The 16,870-nt window shown below is 67.9% G+C and carries 19 protein-coding genes; 10 read left to right on the forward strand and 9 right to left on the reverse strand.

Features of this window, described 5'->3' with window-relative positions; translation table 11 throughout:
* Window positions 1–21: 21 nt before the first annotated feature.
* Window positions 22–1,071, reverse strand: a complete 1,050-nt coding sequence (locus tag SNE34_RS05655) for a fatty acid desaturase (protein WP_332615489.1) — start codon at window positions 1,069–1,071, stop codon at window positions 22–24.
* 170 nt (window positions 1,072–1,241) lie between these two features.
* Between SNE34_RS05655 and SNE34_RS05660 the strand changes: the two genes are divergently transcribed.
* The 3 genes from SNE34_RS05660 (at window position 1,242) to SNE34_RS05670 (ending at window position 3,616) form a co-directional block, all read left to right on the forward strand.
* Entirely contained in the window at window positions 1,242–1,481 is a 240-nt protein-coding gene (locus SNE34_RS05660; protein ID WP_332615490.1) for an RNA-binding S4 domain-containing protein, read from the forward strand.
* A 332-nt stretch (window positions 1,482–1,813) separates the two neighbouring features.
* The gene (locus tag SNE34_RS05665; RefSeq protein ID WP_332615492.1) at window positions 1,814–2,383 is read left to right on the forward strand and encodes a hypothetical protein; all 570 of its coding nucleotides are present in this window, start codon (window positions 1,814–1,816) and stop codon (window positions 2,381–2,383) included.
* A 42-nt stretch (window positions 2,384–2,425) separates the two neighbouring features.
* A complete protein-coding gene (locus tag SNE34_RS05670; protein WP_332615494.1) occupies window positions 2,426–3,616 on the forward strand; it encodes a S8 family serine peptidase in 1,191 nt (396 codons plus the stop codon).
* A gap of 42 nt (window positions 3,617–3,658) precedes the next feature.
* Here the strand turns inward: SNE34_RS05670 and SNE34_RS05675 are convergent, their stop codons facing one another.
* Window positions 3,659–4,054, reverse strand: a complete 396-nt coding sequence (locus tag SNE34_RS05675; protein WP_332615496.1) for a hypothetical protein — start codon at window positions 4,052–4,054, stop codon at window positions 3,659–3,661.
* Between the two features lie 14 nt (window positions 4,055–4,068).
* Window positions 4,069–4,680, reverse strand: a complete 612-nt coding sequence (locus SNE34_RS05680) for a DedA family protein (protein WP_332615497.1) — start codon at window positions 4,678–4,680, stop codon at window positions 4,069–4,071.
* 97 nt (window positions 4,681–4,777) lie between these two features.
* On the opposite strand from SNE34_RS05680, the gene SNE34_RS05685 reads away from it, so the two are divergent.
* Window positions 4,778–5,068, forward strand: coding sequence for a GIY-YIG nuclease family protein (locus SNE34_RS05685; RefSeq protein ID WP_332615499.1), 291 nt, complete (start codon window positions 4,778–4,780; stop codon window positions 5,066–5,068).
* On the opposite strand, the gene SNE34_RS05690 is transcribed toward SNE34_RS05685, so the two are convergent.
* The 3 genes from SNE34_RS05690 to SNE34_RS05700 form a co-directional block, all read right to left on the reverse strand.
* Window positions 5,042–6,148, reverse strand: a complete 1,107-nt coding sequence (locus tag SNE34_RS05690) for a COG3904 family protein (protein WP_332615501.1) — start codon at window positions 6,146–6,148, stop codon at window positions 5,042–5,044. The two genes, SNE34_RS05685 and SNE34_RS05690, sit on opposite strands and share 27 nt — an antisense overlap.
* A gap of 94 nt (window positions 6,149–6,242) precedes the next feature.
* Window positions 6,243–6,896 carry a LysE family translocator gene (locus tag SNE34_RS05695; RefSeq protein ID WP_332615503.1) on the reverse strand — a complete coding sequence of 218 codons (654 nt, stop codon included), beginning with the start codon at window positions 6,894–6,896 and terminating at the stop codon, window positions 6,243–6,245.
* Window positions 6,897–6,906: 10 nt separating this feature from the next.
* Window positions 6,907–7,662, reverse strand: a complete 756-nt coding sequence (locus SNE34_RS05700; RefSeq protein ID WP_332615505.1) for an NIPSNAP family protein — start codon at window positions 7,660–7,662, stop codon at window positions 6,907–6,909.
* An 86-nt stretch (window positions 7,663–7,748) separates the two neighbouring features.
* Between SNE34_RS05700 and SNE34_RS05705 the strand changes: the two genes are divergently transcribed.
* Together SNE34_RS05705 and SNE34_RS05710 are read left to right on the forward strand one after the other, a co-directional pair.
* Window positions 7,749–8,714 carry a helix-turn-helix transcriptional regulator gene (locus SNE34_RS05705; RefSeq protein ID WP_332615507.1) on the forward strand — a complete coding sequence of 322 codons (966 nt, stop codon included), beginning with the start codon at window positions 7,749–7,751 and terminating at the stop codon, window positions 8,712–8,714.
* Window positions 8,715–8,814: 100 nt separating this feature from the next.
* Window positions 8,815–10,824, forward strand: a complete 2,010-nt coding sequence (locus tag SNE34_RS05710; protein ID WP_332615509.1) for a protein-L-isoaspartate(D-aspartate) O-methyltransferase — start codon at window positions 8,815–8,817, stop codon at window positions 10,822–10,824.
* On the opposite strand, the gene SNE34_RS05715 is transcribed toward SNE34_RS05710, so the two are convergent.
* A complete protein-coding gene (locus SNE34_RS05715; protein WP_332615511.1) occupies window positions 10,760–11,791 on the reverse strand; it encodes a DUF2268 domain-containing putative Zn-dependent protease in 1,032 nt (343 codons plus the stop codon). The genes SNE34_RS05710 and SNE34_RS05715 overlap by 65 nt on opposite strands.
* A 220-nt stretch (window positions 11,792–12,011) precedes the next feature.
* Between SNE34_RS05715 and SNE34_RS05720 the strand changes: the two genes are divergently transcribed.
* A complete protein-coding gene (locus tag SNE34_RS05720) occupies window positions 12,012–12,431 on the forward strand; it encodes a VOC family protein (protein WP_332615513.1) in 420 nt (139 codons plus the stop codon).
* A gap of 24 nt (window positions 12,432–12,455) precedes the next feature.
* On the opposite strand, the gene SNE34_RS05725 is transcribed toward SNE34_RS05720, so the two are convergent.
* Window positions 12,456–13,136, reverse strand: coding sequence for a GNAT family N-acetyltransferase (locus tag SNE34_RS05725; protein ID WP_332615514.1), 681 nt, complete (start codon window positions 13,134–13,136; stop codon window positions 12,456–12,458).
* Window positions 13,137–13,275: 139 nt separating this feature from the next.
* Here SNE34_RS05725 and htpG point away from each other — a divergent pair, with 139 nt between their 5' ends.
* Entirely contained in the window at window positions 13,276–15,153 is a 1,878-nt protein-coding gene (htpG, locus tag SNE34_RS05730; protein ID WP_332615516.1) for a molecular chaperone HtpG, read from the forward strand.
* 79 nt (window positions 15,154–15,232) lie between these two features.
* Here the strand turns inward: htpG and SNE34_RS05735 are convergent, their stop codons facing one another.
* Complete coding sequence (locus tag SNE34_RS05735) at window positions 15,233–15,937, reverse strand: glutathione S-transferase N-terminal domain-containing protein (protein ID WP_332615518.1); 705 nt, start codon at window positions 15,935–15,937, stop codon at window positions 15,233–15,235.
* A gap of 161 nt (window positions 15,938–16,098) precedes the next feature.
* Between SNE34_RS05735 and SNE34_RS05740 the strand changes: the two genes are divergently transcribed.
* On the forward strand, window positions 16,099–16,464 hold the full coding sequence (locus SNE34_RS05740) for a DUF1428 domain-containing protein (protein WP_332615520.1): 366 nt from the start codon (window positions 16,099–16,101) through the stop codon (window positions 16,462–16,464).
* Between the two features lie 170 nt (window positions 16,465–16,634).
* Window positions 16,635–16,850: a hypervirulence associated TUDOR domain-containing protein gene (locus SNE34_RS05745; RefSeq protein WP_332615522.1), complete on the forward strand. Its 216-nt coding sequence runs from the start codon at window positions 16,635–16,637 to the stop codon at window positions 16,848–16,850.
* Window positions 16,851–16,870 lie beyond the last annotated feature (20 nt).

The following is a 16,870-nucleotide window of genomic DNA, read 5'->3' on the forward strand; positions in this document are numbered from 1 at the left end:
ACATCCCCGTCGCCGAGCGACTCAGGCCCGCGCGCGCTTGGGGAAGCCGACCATCCGCTGGGTTTCCTCGCACCACAGTTTCAGCCGCGCGCTCTTGAGGCTGCTCCAGATGGTCAGCCGCGGCGCCGCCTGCAGCAGCGGGTTGGACTCGAAGCACTCGCGCAGCCGGTAGTTCGGGATCCGGCTGGCGAGGTGGTGGATGTGGTGGTAGCCGATGTTGCCGGTGAACCAATGCATCACCCGCGGCAGATCGTAGAACGAGCTGCCGGCGATCGCGGCCTGGTGCGAGTCCCACTCGCCCTTGCGGGTCCAGTAGGTCTGCTCGAAGGTGTGCTGGACGTAGAACAGCCACACGCCCGCCGCGCCGGCAATCAGCACCACCGGCAGGTGCACCAGCAACACGGTGTGCCAGCCGATCGCGAACCCCATCGCGCCGCCGACCAGCAGCAGCATCAGGTTGTTGAGCAGCACGCTGGCCCACTCGCGCTTCCACGAGAACGGAAGGTCGAACGGGAAGCGGTGCTTGATCACGAACTGGTAGGCCGGCCCGATCCCGAGCAGCACCGGGGTGCTGCGGTAGAAGCGGTAGCAGAAGCGACGGAACCACGACAGCGACTGGTACTCGGCCACGGTCAGGGTCTCGATGTCGCCCATCTCGCGGCGGTCGAGGTTGCCCGAGGTGCCGTGGTGGACCGCGTGGGTCTTCTTCCAGTAGCCGTAGGGAAACAGCGTGACCAGCCCGAGGCAGCGGCCGACGGTGTCGTTGAGCCGTGCGTCGGCGAAGTACGAGCCGTGGCCGCAATCGTGCTGGATGATGAAGGTGCGCACGTACAGGCCGGCGGTCGGCAGCGCCAGCAGCAGAGTCCAGCCGTAGCCCCAGTCGGCCACCACGCTCCACGCCATCAACGCCCACAGCGCGGCGAACGGCACCAGGGTGTTGATCAACTGCCAGCTCGCGCGGCCCAGGTGCGGCTTGGCGAACTGCGCGCACAGCTTGCGCAGGTTGGTGACGGCGGCATGCGGCGCGGCAGGGTCGGCGGCGTGATCGAGCGGGGTTGCGGCGGGATTCAAGGGAGATGGCTCCGGAAGGATCGGTTCATTGTCGCGGCCGGCCGATGTCGCGTCCATGACCTTCGCCGGGATTTTTCCGTTCAGCCAGGCGGCTGTGAACGCCGCCGACGGGCTATTGCGCGACGCCGGTTGCGCTGCGACCCTGAGCCTCCGTCCGCCCCCGTATGCCGATGCAAACACTCGTTTTCGAGCTCGACCGCGAGCACGTCGAACTCAACCAGTTGCTCAAGCTGGTCGGGCTATGCGGCAGCGGTGGCGCGGGCAAGGTGCTGGTGGCCAGTGGCGCGGTGACGGTCGACGGGGTGGTCGAGCTGCGCAAGACCTGCAAGATCCGCGGTGGCCAGCGGGTCGCGATCAATGGCTTCGACGGCATCGGCGACGCGGTGATCGAGGTCGTTGCCACCGGCTGAACGTGCCCGGGCGTGGCTGAACGCTTCACTGTGCGCACAGCCGCCATCGCCACGCGGAATGGTGCCGGCGCGGCCTCGCGCCAGATCGAAATCGTCAGAGGTTAGGTACGCGTGAATTGGCGCGCCGCAGCAACCGAAGAGAAATATTTTACATATATTTCAATTGCTTGCGATGCTTGTCGTATTCATAAATCCCCGCTAAACGTCACGTTTTGACCCGCTCCCACTTAGGTCCTTAGTTAGGCCCCGCAGTGGGCCCCCGCTCGCTGCGCCGGCAGTCCGCCGGGATCGAAGGCGTCATGGCACGCCTTCACCTTGTGAGGAGAAGACAAGTGATCAACCGGAACGTGTTCAAGGGAGCGGCGCTCGTCGGCGCCGCGGTTCTGTTGTCCGCCTGCGAAATGGCACCGGCGCATATGACCGGCGGCGGCACCATGCACTCGCTGGGCGGCGATGGCCGCGCCCAGCTCGCATTCACCGCCAATGGCTGCGACGTCGACAACGTCAAGGGCCAGCTCCAGTTCGGCGACCGCACCGCGATCGAATGGCAGGCCAACGGCGGCGTGAAGCTGCACGGCAACGTGACCAGCGCCGGCATGTGCACCGATCAGGAAAGCACCGACCCCGACAACCCGTTCGGTGACCCGGGCTGCGGCACCTCGCAACTGGGCGAGTGCGACCCCGGCCAGATGGCGATCCTGTTCGACTACGACTCCACCAACCCGGCCGCCCCCGGTACCGGCGAAGGCCTGGTGTGCGCGCAGTCGGCCGGGCCCGGCGCGGGTGGCAGCCTGCACGCGATCGGCATCATCAGTCTCCAGAGCGGACCCTACGAGGGCTACGCAAACCTGGGCGCACTGGTCGGCAACGCCCAGGTGCATGGCTGCAAGACGTCGGGCTGAGCCCGCCGCAGCCAACTTTGCCAATCACTGGAGATCAAGATCATGACTTTCCGCAAGAATGTTCTGGCCAGCGCGCTGGCCGTGGCCGTGGGTAGCGTCGTCGCCGGCAACGCGGTGGCGGCCAATCCGCAACGGCTCGTCGTCAACCTCACCGGCGGTGCCGATGCCGCCGCGATCGCCGCTCAACTCGAAGCCGCGCCCGGAGTGGAAGTGGTGCGGGTATTCGACGACTTCAACGCAATCTCGGTGCGGGTCGATGCCGACGTCGCCGACCCGTCACTCGCCAGCCTGGCCGGGATCAAGTCCTACGAACTCGACGCCCCGCGCAAGGTGCTCGCCGACTCCTACGAGGACGTGACCGATGGCGGCGAAACCATCCCGTGGGGCATCCAGGCCGTCCAGGCCGGCGATGTCAGCTACATGGGCGGCAAGAAGGTCTGCATCGTCGATACCGGCTACGACCTCGGCCACCCCGACCTGCAGACCGTCGGGGTGGATGGCGAGGACGAGGGCGCAGGTGCGTGGAACGGCAGCGCCGACGCTCCCTTGCACTACCACGGCACCCACGTGGCCGGCACCATCGCCGCGATCGACGACGATGATGGCGTGGTCGGCGTGGTCGGCGACGGCACCCTCGACCTGCACATCGTGCGCGTGTTCGACGAGGGCGGCGGCTTTGTCTACGCCTCCGACCTGGCCGGCGCGATGCTCGACTGCGCGGCCGCCGGCAGCGACATCATCAGCATGAGCCTGGGCAGCGTGGTCGAAAGCCGGGTCGAACGCCAGGTCACCCACAAGCTGGACCGCCAAGGCGTGCTGTTGATCGCCGCCGCCGGCAACGACGGCAACGCGACCTTCAGCTATCCGGCGTCGTACGACTCGGTGGTGTCGGTCGCCGCGGTCGACAACGACCTGGTCCACGCCGGGTTCTCGCAGCGCAATGCCGCGGTGCAACTGGCCGGCCCGGGCGTGGACACGGTGTCGACCGTGCCGCGCAGCGAAGGCTTCCTGTACGGAATCGCCAGCGGTACCTCGATGGCGACCCCGCACGTGGCCGGCGTCGCCGCGCTGGTGTGGAGCAACGTACCGTCGTGCAGCAACCACGAGCTGCTCGAAGCCCTCGACGCGAGCGCCCGCGACCTCGGCACCGCGGGTTGGGATTACCGGTACGGATACGGCCTGGTGCAGGCGCGTGCGGCGGTGGACTACCTCGCCGCCAACCCCTGCAACTGACGCCCGGCGTCAACGGGAAAGGTGGCTCCGGCCACCTTTCCCTCAATATCCGCCGACACCCGGACCCGGGTCGCTGCCGTCGAGCCATCGGATCGCCGCGGCGCGGTCGTGGAATCGTCGCAACGGGAACTGGCGCGCCGCCGCCAGCGCCTCGACCACGGCGTTGACCTGCAACGCGTCGATCGCCAGATAGGCGACCTGGCAGGTGCGCAGGTTCGGATCGCGGGAGAGTTGGGCGGCAAACCGGTTGCTGCTCTCGAAGCCCTCCGACTCGGCCTGGGCGGCACTGAAGTTGATCAGCACCGCGCGCAGCCCGGTCTGCCGCACCAGCGAGCTGACCCGGGTCAGCGCGCGCTCGCGCTCGGACACCGGCACCGCGCCGCGGTAGCGCACTTCGATCAGGTCATGCTCGTCGTTGACCAGTATCTCGTAGGACATTGCCAGGCTCCGGCTCAGGGGTCGCGGCCGGATACGCCCTTGTGGCGCATCACCCGCCACAGGTAGACCACCACGATGGCCGCGAATACTGCCTTGGTCAGCGGATCGATGTAAGTACCGACCTGCTCGAAATTGCTGCCGAGCACGTAGCCGATGCAGACCAGCAGCGTGGTCCAGGCCGCGCTGCCCAGGGTGGTGTAGGCGAGGAACTTCGGCAGGCTCATGCGGTTGATCCCGGCCGGGATCGAGATCAGCGCGCGGATGCCGGGGATCATCCGGCACAGCAATACCGCCGCGCCGCCGTGGCGGTCGAACCAGGCCGACGCGCGGTCGATGTCGTCGCGCGAGAAGGTCAGCCAACGGCCGTAATGGTCGGCGAACGACTTCAGCCGTTCCTCCCCAAGCTTGCGCCCGATCGCATACAGCAGCAGCGCCCCCAGCACCGAGCCGGCGGTGCCGGCAATGATGACCCCGACCAGGGTCATCTCGTGGTGGGAGGCGAGGTAGCCGGCCAGTGGCAGGATCAGTTCCGACGGCAGGGGCCAGAACACGGTTTCCAGCAGCGTCAGCAGCAGCACGCCGGTGTAGCCCATCGCGATGATCGTGCCGGTGATCCAGTCGCCCATGGGCCGGGTCCGGGTGGGGATTGCCGCCACTGTGCGGGCGGCGGCGTAAAGGCCCCGTGGGCAGCTGCCGGTACCGGCCCACCGCTACACTGCAGCGATGCCTTGCTGGTACGTCTACCTGATCGAATGCCGCGACGGCAGCCTCTACACCGGCATCGCCACCGATGTGGCCCGCCGCTACGCCGAGCATGCCGCCGGCAAGGGCGCGCGCTACACCCGCTCGCGGCCGCCGGTGCGCCTGCTGGCCAGCTTCGAATATCCCGATCGCGGGGCCGCCAGCCGCGCCGAATACGCGATCAAGCAACTGACCCCGACGCGCAAGCGGGCGTTGTGCGAGGACCCGGACGGCGGGCCGGCCGGCTCAGGCGTCGCGGTCGCGCGCGGCTGACGCCAGCGGCAGGCGGGTGCCGAGGTCGTACTCCGACAGAGGGCTTTCGACCGGGCATTCCGGGTCGGGGAAACCGAAGCGTTCGCGCAGGGCCTGGCCGCAGTCGGCCATCGCGTCGACCTGCTCGCTCGGCGCGCGGCACTCGCGGTCGTAGGCACGGAAGAACGCGTCCTTGCGCTGCACGAACGCCTCGCCGCACTCGCGGGTCAGGGTGATGCGCTGCAGGTCGTCCTCCACCGCGTTGCGGCCGTCGAGTCCGTAGAAGTCCATCTCGGCGTCGGTCAGCAGTCGCAGGCGGCGGTTGGGCACGGTCATCATCAGGTCGGCGATCGCGAACGCCACGCCGTTGCGCTGCAGGTACTGGCGCACTTGCGCATGGACGTCCTGCAACTCCTGCTGCAGCTCCGCCCGCGAGGTCGCCTGCGAGCCGATCCGGATCATCCGGTGGATGCCGACCTTGCCGGCGATCATGCGCATGTCGCCGGCCGCCAGCACCAACACGCAGGAGCTGTGGCAGACCGAGCCCTCGCGGACCCAGGCGGTCCAGCCCGACTCGCCGATGATGTCGCCGGCGATGATCGCCTGCTCGATCTGGCCGCCGGTGGAATCGAGGTCGAGGATGCGCTTGTCGATCCCCAGGGTGTCGGCCAGCTCGGCCGTGCGCTCGATCATCGCGGTGAACTCGGCGGAGATCTTGCCGTGGTAGCGCAGCCGCAGCAGGCCGTTTTCGCGACAGGGCTTGAGCGCCTTGCGCATCGCCGAATAACCCAGCGACTGGAGCGGCTCGCCGTCGCCGTGGACCACGTAGTCGTGCTCGCAGCTGATCCAGGCCTCGCCGGACGTCAGCTCCATCGGCTGCCAGTTGACCTCGCGCGGCTCGTCGCTGCGTTCGGCGGGCGGGAGCTCGACCTGTTCGGGCGCGGGCGCCTCCACGGTCGCGTCCGATATCGCCCCGCCGCGCGGGTCGGTGTCGCCCCGCGTTTCCGACAGCGGCACCGTGGCACCCTCCGGCGCCTGCGGGTTGCAGGCCGAAAGCAGCAGGACCAGGCAGCTGGCGGCAAAAAATCTGGGTGCGGACATGCGTGGACAGTATGGGATCGAACCGCCAGTCTAGTCGGCGAAACCGGTCCCAGTTCAACGCCGGATGAACGTTTCGGACGTCCCCACGATCGGCTCAGAACGAGCGCCAGCCGCCGTAGCCGGTGGCGATGGCGGTGGCGACCAGCAGCGCGCCGATCGTGCGGCCGAGCAGTACGTTCGCGCCCGGACGGCCAAGCATCCAGTCGCGTACCCGGTCGGCACCCAGGGCCATGCCGCCGTACACACCCGCCTGGGTCACCGCGATGATCAGCCACAGCACCAGCGCCTGCAGCCAGACCGGCCCGTATTCCGGTTTCAGGAATTGCGGGAAGATCGCCAACATGAACAGGTAGGCCTTCGGGTTGAGCAGGCTCGTCACCGCGCCTTGGCGGAACGTCGCCGACGGCGACCGCACCGCGACAGCGTCGACGTGGCCGAACGCGGTAGCGCTCCGCAGCAACGAGACGCCGATCCAGCCGATGTAGACCGCACCGGCCAACAGCATCAGGTTGAACGCCGCCGGCCACAACGCCAGCACCGCCATGATTCCGAGCGCGCCCATGGCCACGTGGCAGATCCCGCCGGCGACGATCCCGGCGGTCGCGGTCAACCCGGACCGGCGCCCGCCGACCATCGAGCTGGCCAGGACGTAGGCCATGTCCAGACCCGGCAGCAGCACCACGCCGAACACCATTACGAAGAACAGCCACAGGTGCGTGGTCTGGTTCAGGGCGATGGGAATGTCCATCGGCGGCGCCTCAGCCGTGCAGCCGCGAGCGCGCGGTCGGCGACAGCCGCAGAATCTCCGGCGGTCGCGCCAGCCGCCGCCGCAGCGCCGGCTCCAGGCGCTCGCACCAGTCCGGCAGTGCGGCCAGCGCGGCGCGATGGCGATCGAAGGCCTGCAGGTGGGCGAACCGCGCGAACCAGGCGAATACGTGCTCGCCTTCGCGCACCGGCAGCGCGGGGAAGTTGTTCGGGCTTGGGTCGTTGACCAGCGCTGCGCTGACCGCGGCGCCGCACTTGCCCAGCACCGGCACCATTTCGTCGGCGAAGAACGCCAGGAAATCCTTGTCCACCGCCGCGCCGAAGTGATACAGCGTCGCCACCACCAGTCCCGGGCCACTGCCGGTCGCCCCGACCGCGGCGCGCGGCGCACGCTGGATCTGGAATCCGGAGACGCTGTAAGCGGGGCACAGCTGCAGTACGTTGTCGGAATCGATCATGGTCGGGTTGGCCGCGTCGCGATGGGCCTGCCATACCGGCCCGCCGTAGAACGCCTGCAGCGCGCGCGCCCGCGCCGGCAGGTCGGCGAAGCCGCGCAGCCAGACGAAGCGGTCGGGATGGTCGAGGTCGCGGAACTGGCCGATCACGCGGATGCCGGTCGCCTCCTGCGACTCGATGAACTCGCGCTCGAACAGCTCGATGAGCACGTCACGCTGGCCGGGATGCAGGGTGTACTGGCGCAGCTCGACCACCGGCGAGTACGCCTCGAACAGGATGTAGGACTGGTTCATGGGAGCGATGGTCGCCGTGGAAGGGGCGCCAGACTCGCGGCAAATCAGGACGATTTCGGCCCTGATTGATTGCTAGCATCGGATCCATGCTCCGGACGCATTACCACCCCACCACCCGCGTGCTGGCCGTGCTCGAACTGCTGCAGGCCCACGGCCGCATCAGCGGCCCGGAGATGGCGCGCCGGCTCGACGTCGACGCGCGCACGCTGCGGCGCTACATCGCGATCCTCGAGGAGTTCGGCATCCCGATCACCGCCGAGCGCGGGCGCTACGGTGGTTACGCGCTGGTCGCCGGCTTCAAGCTGCCGCCGATGATGTTCACCGACGACGAGGCGCTGGCGCTGTCGGTCGGCCTGCTGGCAGCGCGCAGCCTCGGCCTGTCGGAAGCGCAGCCCGCGGTGAGCAGCGCCCAGGCCAAGCTAGAACGGGTGATGCCGGCGAAGTTGAACAAGCGGCTGCGCGCAATCGACGAGACCGTGACCCTGGACCTGTCGCGCGCCGCGCCGAGCGGCGACAACGGCGCCCTGGCCACGCTCAGCGCCGCCGCCCAGGCGCAGCAGCGCGTGCAACTGGAGTACCGCTCGGCGCAGGGCGAGCAGAGCAGCCGCGGCTTCGACACCTACGGTCTCGGCTTTCGCGGCGGGCGCTGGTACGCGGCCGGCTTCTGCCACCTGCGCGGCGGGCTGCGCTCGTTCCGGCTCGACCGGATCGTTTCGGTGCAGCCGCTGCCGATCAGCTTCGCCCGGCCAAAGGATTTCGACGCCCTCGCCCACCTCAGCTTCTCGGTCGCCACCATGCCGCGCGCGCATGCGGTCCGGGTGCGCCTGCACGCCGACCTGCAGGATGCGCGACGGTGCTTCTTCGACGGCATCGGCACGTTCGAGCAGACCGACCGCGGCGTGCTGCTACACGCCCAGACCGATCACCTGGACTGGTTCGCCGGCGAACTTGCGCGGCTGCCGTTCGACTTCAGCATCGAGCAACCGGATGCGCTGCGCGACGCGCTGGCGGCCCGCGCCCGCCGGCTGCTCGATTGCGCCGCCGGCGCGTAGCCGCCAGCCTGGGCAGATAACCCGCTGGAGACATCGCTTTTACATGGGCAGGCCCATCGTTGGACGCCCGCACAACGGACCCGGTCCGGGAGCGCGCGCCATGCCGATCCCCACCCCCGACCATTCCCGTGCGCGCGACCGCATGGTCGCCAACCACATCGCCGGCCGCGGCATCCGCGACGCGGCGGTGCTGGAGGCGATGCGCACGGTGCCGCGGGAAGTCTTCGTCGAGCCCGGGATGGAGGAATTCGCCTACGAAGACAGCCCGTTGCCGATCGGCGAAGCGCAGACCATCTCGCAGCCCTACATCGTCGCGCTGATGGTCGAGGCGGCCGAGATCGAGCGCGATGACCGCGTGCTCGAGGTCGGCGCCGGCTCGGGCTATGCGGCGGCGGTGATGAGCCGGATCGCCGCACGCGTACACACCATCGAACGCCATGCCTCGCTGGCCGAGCAGGCGCGGCGGCGCTTCGAGCAACTCGGCTACGACAACATCGAACTGCGCGTCGGTGACGGCACCCGCGGCTGGGCCGAGGCGGCGCCGTTCGACGCGATCGTGGTCGCCGCCGGCGCGCCGGAACCGCCGCCGGCGCTGCGCGGGCAACTGGCGATCGGTGGCCGACTGGTGATTCCGGTCGGCGGCGGCATCTTCGGCCAGCGCCTGCGCCGGATCACCCGCACCGACGAGGACAGCTTCGAGCAGGACGACCTCGGCGGGGTGACGTTCGTGCCGCTGATCGGCGAGCAGGGCTGGGCCGAGGACGGCAGCCGCGCGGCGAGCAACCACGTGCCCGGCGAGAGCCGCGGGCAATCGCTGCCGGAGATGATCGCCGGCGCCGCCGAAACCCTGCCCGACCCGGACGACGAAGACTTCGCCGTCGCGTTCGAGCGTTTCGCCGACTGCCGCGTCGTGCTGCTCGGCGAATGCAGCCACGGCACCTCGGAGTTCTACCGCGCACGCGCCGCGATCACCCGCCGGCTGGTCGATCGCCACGGCTTCACCATCATCGCGGTGGAAGCCGACTGGCCGGACGCGGCCACGATCAACCGTTATGTCCGGCACCTGCCGCCGCGCGACGACGCCGAACCGATGTTCCAGCGCTTCCCGACCTGGATGTGGCGCAACACCGACGTCGCCGAGCTGGTGATGTGGCTGCACGTGCACAACCGCGACCGCGAGCCGTCCGGGCAGACCGGCTTCTACGGCCTCGACATGTACAACCTGCGCGCGTCGATCGCCGCGGTGCTGGAATACCTCGACAAGGTCGACCCCGAGGCCGCCGCGGTCGCACGCGAGCGCTACGGCTGCCTGACGCCGTGGCAGAAGGCGCCGGCAACCTACGGCCGCGCCGTGCTGACCCGCGGCTACGCCGACTGCGAGGCCGAGGTCGTCCGCCAGTTGCAGGACCTGCTGTCGCGCCGCCTCGAATACGCCGCCCACGACGGCGAGCAGTTCCTCGACGCCAGCCAGAACGCGCGGCTGGTGACCGCCGCCGAGCGCTACTACCGGATCATGTATTACGGCGGTGCCGAGAGCTGGAATCTGCGCGACACTCACATGTTCGAGACCCTGGAACACGTGCTCGATGCCCACGGCCCGGGGTCGAAGGCGATCGTCTGGGCCCACAACTCGCACATCGGCGACGCCCGCCACACCGAGATGGGCAATGCCCGCGACGAGCTCAACATCGGCCAGCTGTGCCGGGAACGGTTCGGCGACGCCGCCGCGCTGGTCGGTTTCGGCACCCACACCGGCACCGTCGCCGCCGCCAGCGACTGGGACGGCGACATGCAGGTCATGCGCGTGCGGCCTTCGCATCGCGACAGCGTCGAGCGGCTGTGCCACGACAGCGGCACCCCGCGCTTCCTGCTCGACCTGCGCAAGGACCGGCACGAGGCCCTGCGCCGCCGCTTGCTGGCCGCGCGGCTGGAACGCTTCATCGGCGTGATCTACCGCCCGGACACCGAGCTGCAGAGCCATTACGCCGAGGTGTCGTTGCCGCAGCAGTTCGACGCCTACGCCTGGTTCGACGAGACCGAGGCGATCACTCCGCTGGGTTCGCAGCATCCAACCGGCGGGGTGCCGGAGACGTGGCCGTTCGGGCTGTGACGGGGTCGCACGCCGGCTGCCAGCCGCTTGCTTCGAACAATGCGCTGGCGGTCTCCGGGCGCACGTCCAGCAGCTCGACGATGGCCTGCTGCCGGTCATCGGCGGCGTCGACGTAGGCGCGGGCGATCCGATGGCCGATCCAGTAACCCAGGTCACCCCGGCGCTCGTCATCGCCCGGTCCGTTGTAGAGCCAGCGCGACAATTCGGTGCCGTCCTTTTCGACCATGAACCCGCGTCCAAGCGCGCACTCGCGGCCACCCGCCCAGTCCTGCAGGTGGGCGTTGGCGACTTGCCCGGAGATCAGTTCGCCGACGTATTCCGCCCCGCCCTCCAGCAGCACCTGGTACAGCAGGGTGGGCTCGACGACCTCGACCGCGGCGCCGTGTTGCTGCACGTGCACGTATTCATGCGCGATCAGGTGCACGAAGCGGTCGCCAACATCGGCCTGCATCCAGTCGGCGTTGCACAGCGTCTCCAGCCCGATCACCACACCCGCCGGCGTGGTCACGCCGCCGGTGGTTCCGCGACCGACCAGCACGGTGACCGGCGGGAAGCGCGCCGACGGCAGCACCATGTCCAACTTGTCCAGTGCCTCGACCACCCGGCTGCGGATTTCCGGCAGCTTGGAGGCACAGGTTCGGGCTTTTTCGAACAAGGCGGGCTTGTCGACGATGGCCTTGGCCAGGCGCTCCATCGATCCGACGCGCAGTTCACTGAACTCGCGCAGCGCGTCGCTGCCCGCGTCCAGGTAGCCGCGTTGCAACGCGTCGGCATCGGGCCGGCCACCGGCGGCGTCGAATACCTGGAAGAAGCGCGCGACGTCGTCGGTGCGGACCTCGGCCAAGGCATCGGCGGGCTCATCGGCTTGCGCGATCGCCGACAAAGGAAACGTCGCTGCCAACAGCACGGCAAGCTCGACACTTCGCCGACGCTTGTTCGCCTGATGCATGGTCGTTGTGTTGCTCATCGGCTATCCGGGGATCGTCGCTGGACCGGTCACGATACCCAAAGCCGACCGGCGGCGACGCCACCCGGCGCCGGGACTGTCCGGTCCGCGGGCGGGATGCCCTGATGGATACACTCGATTTGTTTTCGCGCCGCTGTCGATTCCGCCTTCGCTCGTTCGTCGCCTGGGCAGTAACAACGCAAACCCACCGGCCCACCTGGCCACCCACCCGGAGAACACCATGCAGCTCACCCCCTACCTCAACTTCAAAGGCGACTGCGAAGCCGCGTTCAAGCTTTACGAGCGCGTGCTCGGCGGCAAGATCCTGATGCTGACGCGCTTCGGCGAAGCACCCCCGGACGCGCAGATGCCCGGCGCCGACCGCGACCAGGTCATGCACGTCTCGATGTCGATCGGCGAGCAGATGCTGATGGGTTCCGATTGCCCCGCCGAGTACTACCAGAAGCCGGCCGGCACCTCGGTGTCGATCAGCGTCGACGACCGCGATGAGGGCGAGCGCATCTTCAAGGCGCTGGCCGAAGGCGGCACCGAGCAGATGGCGTACAGCGAGACCTTCTGGGCCGAGGGCTTCGGCATGTGCATCGACCGTTTCGGCACGCCGTGGATGGTCAATGCGGGCAGCAAGGACATGTCTGCCTGATCGCGCGGATGCGGTGGATGCGGGTCAACGCATCCGCCGCAGCGACCAGAACCCGATGTCGCGACGGTGGAGATAGCCGAGCTGTTGGTACAGCTGCAGCGCGCGGCGGTTCTCGTGGCTGACGTGCAGGAACGGCAGGCTGCCACGCGCCAGCAGGTCGTTGCTCAGCATCGCGGTCAGCCGGCGCGCGTAACCGCGGCCGTTGAAGTCGGGATGGGTACAGATCGCGCTGACCTCGCGGGTGGTGTCGGTTCCGAGGCGCTCGCCGATCATCGCCGCCAGTCGACCGTCCTGGTAGATGCCGAAATAGCGGCCCAGCGCCATCGTGCGTGGGCGGAAATAGTGCGGGTAAACCAGCGCGGTCAGCGCCAGCACGTCCTCGCGGTGGGTCTCCGACAACTCGATTACCTCCGGGCCGTCGATGACCTCCAGCGGCTCGGTGCAGATCATCTGTGCGAGATCGGCGAACGCTTCCAGCTGGAAGCCGTCCGGCACGCGCCCGGGGGCGATGCCGAGCAACAGCACGCTCTCGCCGACCGCCACCAGTGATGCCAGCGATTCACCGACCTCCACGTCCGCACCCGCCACCCCGAGGAACGGCGCTAACTCCGGCGGATAACGCGCCACGTCTCCCTCATGCAGCGCGAACGCGCGGTGGCGGGTCTGCAGCGAGGACCAGAAGGGATTGTCGAGCTCGGCGGCCATGAGTGGATGAAAGCAGGCTGCCGCGGCCAAGTCGAGTGTCCCGGCACGGGCCGCGCGGGGTGGCCGCCGGCTTGATTTCCCGCCATCCGGACCCATTGTCCAAGCCTTGTATCCACCCTCGCATCACCGGTACCCACGCATGAACGCAACCGCCGAAACCCGCCAGTTCGAAGCCGAAGTCGCCCAGGTCCTGCACCTGGTCACGCACTCGCTGTACTCGCACAAGGAGATCTTCCTGCGCGAGCTGATCTCGAATGCCTCCGATGCCTGCGACAAGCTGCGCTTCGAGGCGATCGCCAACCCGGAGCTGATGGCCGGCGGCGGCGAGCTGCACATCGACGTCAGTTTCGACAAGGACGCGCGCACGATCACCATCGCCGACAACGGCATCGGCATGAGCCGCGACGAGGTGGTCGCCAATATCGGCACCATCGCCAGCTCCGGTACCCGCCGATTCCTGGCCGCGATGGCCAACGAGCAGAAGGCCGATGCGCGACTGATCGGCCAGTTCGGCGTCGGCTTCTACTCGGCGTTCGTGGTCGCCGACAAGGTCACCGTGCTGACCCGCCGCGCCGGCGCGTCGGCCAGCGAAGGCGTCAAGTGGGAGAGCGACGGCCAGGGCGAGTACACGCTGGAAGCCGTCGAGCTGGCCGAGCGCGGCACCACCGTGGTGCTGCACCTGAAGGCCGACGAGGACGAGTTCCTGTCGGACTGGAAGTTGCGCTCGCTGGTCCACCGCTACTCCGACCACGTCGCCTTCCCGATCCGGATGCCGAAAGATGCGGGCACCGAGGACGACACCGCAACCGGCGACTGGGAAACCATCAACGCCGCCTCGGCGCTGTGGACCCAACCCAAGTCGGAGATTTCCGACGAGGACTACCAGAGCTTCTACAAGTCGCTCGGCCACGACTTCAACGATGCGCTGGCGTGGTCGCACAACCGCGTCGAAGGCAACCAGAGCTTCACCACCCTGCTGTACCTGCCATCGCAGCCACCGTTCGACCTGATGATGGGTGGCCGCGACGAGCGCAAGGGACTGAAGCTCTACATCAAGCGCGTGTTCGTGATGGACGCGGCCGAGGAGCTGCTGCCGAACTACCTGCGCTTCGTGCGCGGCGTGGTCGACGCCGACGACCTGCCGCTGAACGTGTCGCGCGAACTGCTGCAGCACAACCGCCAGCTGGAGCGGATCAAGGCCAGTTGCACCAAGCGCGTGCTCGACCTGATCGAGTCGCTGGCAAACAACGAGCCGGAGAAGTTCGCCACCTTCATCAAGGCCTTCGGAAACACGCTGAAGGAAGGCATCGGCGAGGACACCGCCAACCGCGAGCGTATCGCCAAGCTGCTGCGTTTCGCCTCGACCAAGGGCGACGCCGGCAAGCAGACGGTCTCGCTCGATGACTACATCGGCCGCATGCAGGAAGGCCAGGACACCATCTGGTACATCACCGCCGAGAGCTACGCGGCCGCCGCCGGCAGCCCGCAACTGGAGGCGTTCAAGGCCAAGGGCATCGAAGCGCTACTGATGTTCGACCGCATCGACGAGTGGATGCTCGGCTACCTGCAAGAGTACGACGGCAAGAAGCTGCAGAGCGTCGCCAAGGGCGAGCTGCCGCTCGACGAAGCGGCGAAGCAGCAGCACGAGGAAGCCGCAAAGGCGGCCGAACCGCTGGTGGCGAAGCTCAAGGAACTGCTCGGCGATCGCGTCAACGAGGTCCGCGTCTCCGCGCGCCTGACCGATTCGCCGTCATGCCTCGCCCTGTCCGACTTCGACATGGCGCCGCACTTCGCCCGCCTGATGCGCGAGGCCGGGCAGGCTATGCCCGAGAGCAAGCCCACCCTGGAGATCAACCCGCAGCACGACCTGCTCAAGCGGGTCGAGGCGGAAACCGACGACGCCAGGGCGACCGACCTCGCAACGCTATTGCTGGAGCAGGCCGAGATCGCCGCCGGCGCGCCGCTGCCGGACCCGGCCGCCTTCGTGCAGCGGATGAACCGGGTGCTGTTGGGCTAGTCGCCGCCATCCCCCGAAAGCGGGAATCCACACCCTGAAGAACCCGCCGACTTCCGGCGGGTTCTTCATTTCCGACACCTCAATCGCGCGACGGAATCGCCAGCCCTCGCTGCACGCCGGGACGCGCCAGCCCGCATCGCAACCACGCCTCGACGTGGGCAAAATCATCAAAGCCGACCAACTCGCGAGCTTCGTAGAACGTGATCAGGTTATCCACCCAGCCGAGCGTCGCGATGTCGGCGATGGTGTAGTCGTCGCCCATCAGCCAGGTGCGACCGTCGAGCCGCGCATCGAGCACGCCAAGCAGGCGCCTGGATTCGTCGACGTAGCGCTGCTTCGGACGCGGATCGGCGATGTCCTTGCCACCGAATTTGTTGAAGAAGCCGAGCTGGCCGAACATCGGCCCGATCGACGCCATCTGGAAGAACACCCACTGGATCGCCTCCCAGCGCCCGGCCGGATCGGCGGGTATGAACTGCCCGGTCTTGTCGGCCAGGTACAGCAGGATCGCGCCGGACTCGAACAACCCCAGCGGCTGCCCGCCCGGCCCGTCCGGATCGATGATCGCCGGGATCTTGCCGTTGGGATTGAGCGACAGGAACTCCGGCGTGTGACTCTCGTTCTGCATGATGTCGACCAGATGCGGCTCGTACGCCAAACCGGTCTCCTCGAGCATGATCGAGGCTTTCACGCCATTGGGCGTATTCAGCGAATACAGCTGGATGCGCTCGGGATGCTGTGCCGGCCAGCGGCGGGTGATCGGAAACCTGGACAGGTCTGACACGGACGTACTCCGCAATGATGGGGGTCCCAGCTTAAGACGACGGGCCCTCCATGGCATCGGCAACGGATGGAACGGACTGTCGCCCGCATCGCGATGGATGTCGATTCCGTCCACCCCCGCTCGTCGCTCCAATACATCCCCCAAAACCAAGGAGACACGTCATGTCCTACATCGATGGTTTCGTCCTCGCCGTCCCCACCGCCAACAAGCAGAAGTTCATCGACCACGCCAACGAGGGCGACTCGGTGTTCATCGAGTACGGCGCCACCCGCGTGCTCGAGTGCTGGGGCGACGACGTCCCGGACGGCAAGCAGACCGACTTCCGCCGCGCCGTACAGGGCAAGGACGACGAGACGATCGTGTTCTCGTGGATCGAATGGCCCGACAAGCCCACCCGCGACGCCGGCATGAAGAAGATGATGGAAGACCCGCGCATGGACCCGGAAAAGAACCCGATGCCGTTCGACGGCAAGCGGATGATCTACGGCGGGTTCGCGCCGATCGTGGAGCTGGGCTCGAAAGCCTGACCCCGGCGTACGTGCCGGCATCCGTGCCGGCACGATCCGCGACGTAGCGCCCGACGGCATCCACAGTGCCAGCCGACTACCGTCAGGTGTCGGTCGTGATCTGGACGGATGCGCGGTACTAACGACGTGGCGACCAGTATCTGGCCGTAGTCAGGCTGCAGGAGGAAACCATGGGCACCACGTTCAAGGTCGGCGACCACGTCCGGTGGAACTCGGAAGCAGGCCATGTCAGCGGCCACATCACCAAGATCCACACCCGCGACACCGAGTACAAGGGACACACCCGCCACTGCACACCGGATGACCCGCAGTATGAAATCAAGAGCGACAAGACCGACCACGTCGCCATGCACAAGGGTTCGGCGTTGAGCAGAATCCCGGACTAGCATGGGGGCCGGGGTCGACC

The sequence above is a fragment of the Novilysobacter erysipheiresistens genome (genome assembly GCF_036663935.1).
GTDB lineage: Bacteria > Pseudomonadota > Gammaproteobacteria > Xanthomonadales > Xanthomonadaceae > Novilysobacter > Novilysobacter erysipheiresistens.

Coding starts and splice junctions, on each gene's coding strand:
- SNE34_RS05675 (WP_332615496.1), bottom strand. CDS start 4,054: ATGTCCTACGAGATACTGGTCAACGACGAGCATGACCTGATCGAAGTG.
- SNE34_RS05660 (WP_332615490.1), top strand. CDS start 1,242: ATGCAAACACTCGTTTTCGAGCTCGACCGCGAGCACGTCGAACTCAAC.
- SNE34_RS05710 (WP_332615509.1), top strand. CDS start 8,815: ATGCCGATCCCCACCCCCGACCATTCCCGTGCGCGCGACCGCATGGTC.
- SNE34_RS05705 (WP_332615507.1), top strand. CDS start 7,749: ATGCTCCGGACGCATTACCACCCCACCACCCGCGTGCTGGCCGTGCTC.
- SNE34_RS05680 (WP_332615497.1), bottom strand. CDS start 4,680: ATGGGCGACTGGATCACCGGCACGATCATCGCGATGGGCTACACCGGC.
- SNE34_RS05715 (WP_332615511.1), bottom strand. CDS start 11,791: ATGAGCAACACAACGACCATGCATCAGGCGAACAAGCGTCGGCGAAGT.
- SNE34_RS05700 (WP_332615505.1), bottom strand. CDS start 7,662: ATGAACCAGTCCTACATCCTGTTCGAGGCGTACTCGCCGGTGGTCGAG.
- SNE34_RS05740 (WP_332615520.1), top strand. CDS start 16,099: ATGTCCTACATCGATGGTTTCGTCCTCGCCGTCCCCACCGCCAACAAG.
- SNE34_RS05720 (WP_332615513.1), top strand. CDS start 12,012: ATGCAGCTCACCCCCTACCTCAACTTCAAAGGCGACTGCGAAGCCGCG.
- SNE34_RS05685 (WP_332615499.1), top strand. CDS start 4,778: ATGCCTTGCTGGTACGTCTACCTGATCGAATGCCGCGACGGCAGCCTC.
- SNE34_RS05690 (WP_332615501.1), bottom strand. CDS start 6,148: ATGTCCGCACCCAGATTTTTTGCCGCCAGCTGCCTGGTCCTGCTGCTT.
- htpG (WP_332615516.1), top strand. CDS start 13,276: ATGAACGCAACCGCCGAAACCCGCCAGTTCGAAGCCGAAGTCGCCCAG.
- SNE34_RS05745 (WP_332615522.1), top strand. CDS start 16,635: ATGGGCACCACGTTCAAGGTCGGCGACCACGTCCGGTGGAACTCGGAA.
- SNE34_RS05725 (WP_332615514.1), bottom strand. CDS start 13,136: ATGGCCGCCGAGCTCGACAATCCCTTCTGGTCCTCGCTGCAGACCCGC.
- SNE34_RS05695 (WP_332615503.1), bottom strand. CDS start 6,896: ATGGACATTCCCATCGCCCTGAACCAGACCACGCACCTGTGGCTGTTC.
- SNE34_RS05670 (WP_332615494.1), top strand. CDS start 2,426: ATGACTTTCCGCAAGAATGTTCTGGCCAGCGCGCTGGCCGTGGCCGTG.